The organism is Nostoc sp. CHAB 5715 (assembly GCF_020829685.1).
GTDB lineage: Bacteria > Cyanobacteriota > Cyanobacteriia > Cyanobacteriales > Nostocaceae > Nostoc.
Genome location: NZ_JAIVFR010000980.1, coordinates 1 through 2,723 on the forward strand (window position 1 = coordinate 1; position 2,723 = coordinate 2,723).

Annotated in this window: 1 protein-coding gene and 1 pseudogene; both read right to left on the reverse strand. The window is 43.6% G+C overall.

The features are described from left to right. Nucleotides 1-442 precede the first annotated feature (442 nt). The gene (locus LC574_RS34695) at nt 443-1,345 is read right to left on the reverse strand and encodes a hypothetical protein (protein ID WP_229458148.1); all 903 of its coding nucleotides are present in this window, start codon (nt 1,343-1,345) and stop codon (nt 443-445) included. Next, a pseudogene (locus LC574_RS34700) lies at nt 1,342-2,723 on the reverse strand (hypothetical protein); the annotation flags it as partial. The pseudogene LC574_RS34700 and the gene LC574_RS34695, both read right to left, overlap by 4 nt.

A 2,723-nucleotide genomic window follows, 5' to 3' on the forward strand; every position in this document is an offset into this window, starting at 1 on the left:
TTTTTGGTAAGATTCAGGAAACATATTTTTCCAGGGGAGCCACAAAAATGCTCCCTATTTTTTGTCTTCACTATCTTCTCAAAGTTTTGTCCTGCATAGCTTAGAGTTGCCTTGTCACCCTCTAAGGGAATTAAGTGACGTAGGTCGTTGATCAATGCATAACCGATCGCGCTTTGATTGAAGAGAATTGGATTTGTTGAACGATAAACAAATTCTAAAGAATACTACTGCTGAATCCGAAGCAACAACACTTTGTCCGTGAGTATCAACATATCGCCTAATTATCGCAAGTACTTCGAGGTCAGGACTAGGGAGCATTTGTTACCAGAAGAAGTCTCTGCCATGCAGTCAGGTTTAACCAACAATTGTAGCTACTAGGCGTAGAGATAGCCGCCAAGTATTATTGCCAGCAAAGAAATAAACAACTAGAAAAATCCAGCCATCACGTCTCACCTTCTTGAAACGCCAATGCTAACGAAAATGGTAGACACCCAGGATTGGCAGCTGCCCACTCGTTGGCTTCTGCGATTAGAGTTTTGTTACCCGAATCGAGATAGAATTGCATTTTGACAATCAGCTCTAAACGTTCGCGTTCCTTGCCTCCAATTAAGCGTCGCACAATTAGGCAGTACTCTCTAACTACACGCTTGGCGTGAGATGTTGCCTGGAGTCGCAACTTAGTCAGTTTCTTCAGTTCTGACAAAGCGAGAGTTGCTGCTTGATCGCTTGAAGGTGTACTTTGCTCGCTAACTTCGGCTTTTCGTGACGTTTCAGGGGGCACAATTGCAGGTGTGAGCGCAGTCAGCGGAATAGTGACAGAATTGATTAATAAGTTTTTATTATTGTAATTTTCAGCCGTGCTGGGGGTAGAAAGGTATTTAAAATCCTTATCCGAATTACTTTCATTAACGTTTTCAGCTAGTTGTATAATAGTTGAAGAAACTAATGAATTGTCAGAATTATTGACACTTGAAGTTAAAGACAAATCTTCTAGCTGTAATAAATTCGATTCTTCATTAATATCAATTTCCTCAGATTTACTTTGTACCTGTGGTACAAGTTGTTCTTCAAAACTCGCTGCTACCAACTGCCTTGTAGGAGCATCGGCAGCAGGAGGTAAACACTTACACAAAACCTTCATATAAGAACAATGACCGTCATTATCCATTTGGCAAAGGTTTTGAGTGTTTTGTTTTGCAAAAGAGTCTTGAAACTCAGAAAATTGCCCGTTCTCGCTTGATTGATAAGGGTTTGAGCTATTTTCTACCCAAGGATCTAAAATGTAGCGCGTGGGATGCCACAAATATAAGTGCTTTTGTAGTGTCTCTTGTGAGTAACCGCTCAATAATCCGAGGTAAATTGCTCAGTGACAAGCCTCAAATAGCGTAAAATCGTTCCTGAACTGGTAGGTCGCCTCGATTTATTGAGCAGATACTCTTGTGAGATAGTCTTGTTAAAACGGCGTTTGTACTCAGCACGTATTGCTTTTGCTCGTTCAGTAGCCCCTGCTGGTAACCCACTATCCCACTCTATTGCTCTTACTACTATCTGGATGCGTCGTTGGGCTTGTTGGCTGCGTTCCCAGTTCTGCTGCTGGCGACGGTCAAATGGAATTACGTTGTCTTTGGGTTGATTAATGCTCCTGATATCTGCTATGGCTTCTGCAAAGGTTTTGGCGAATGTACCCAACAGTCGTTCGGGATAACTAACGTAGGCGCTGTACCATTTGTTGTGAATTGTGCATTCTACCCAATGCCGCACCCTAGCTTCGATTTCGTGTTGGTGTCCGCAATATTGGCTATAGCCGGGGGCGTTAATTGCAGTAGAGAGGCAATATTCGACTAATTTATCACCCGTTAAGTCTAAAAAGACGATTCCGTAGCCTGCAAAGATTTGTAGGAGGGTGTTTGTTTGTCCTTGTCCCGTCCAACCGATCGCAATTATTTCTTCCCAGTTGGCACGCCACTGGGCAACATCAGCTGACTCTTGCTTGCGATATCTCTCTCGTGCAATTTGTTTTTTGGCTTTTTTCGCTACCCGTTTTAGTTTGGTTAAATCTTGGCGGCTTGCTGCGCGATCGCAATGGTCAAGAAAAACGTAAACTGAGTCACTAATAGCTTGTAGGTCATCATCAAGTAAAAATGACCCGCTACCCGGTTGCATGGGGCAACGGATGGCTTTGTAGTTAGTTATTTGTTTTTCACCATAGGGTTTGGTGTTGGGGAAGATTTCTAAATGTCCTTGGCGCAAGATAAAGCCTGCATTTCTTAAGGTAATTTCTAAGGCGCAGGCTAGGGCAAAGGTAGGCAGGGGGGATGCAAAGGTTAGGATCAGGTGATAGCCACCACTAAAGCTGGACTGGAGGATGATGATATCGACTATGCCGATGTCCTCTAGCGCCGCTTTGATGCGATTTATAGATTCAATGTTGTGGTAGTCCCCAAAAAAGTCTAAATCGATTGTGGCGTAACTAGTTGTGTCGTCAAAGCGCAGACCTACTAGCTTTGACTTGTCTTGGTGCAGCTTCCAGAGTTGGGAGGGTTGAAGGTAATAATCGATGGTGCGCCATGCTGGTTTTGCACCTTCTACTAAAGAAGGGGCAACTATCGCCCCAAATGGATGCCAAAAACGCTCTATGTAGCGTTTGCCCACAGATTCTGCGGGTAGGTGGGGTTTGATTTTCTTTTTTGAAGGCTGTGAAAGGCTCAATTGGGGCTTGTTAT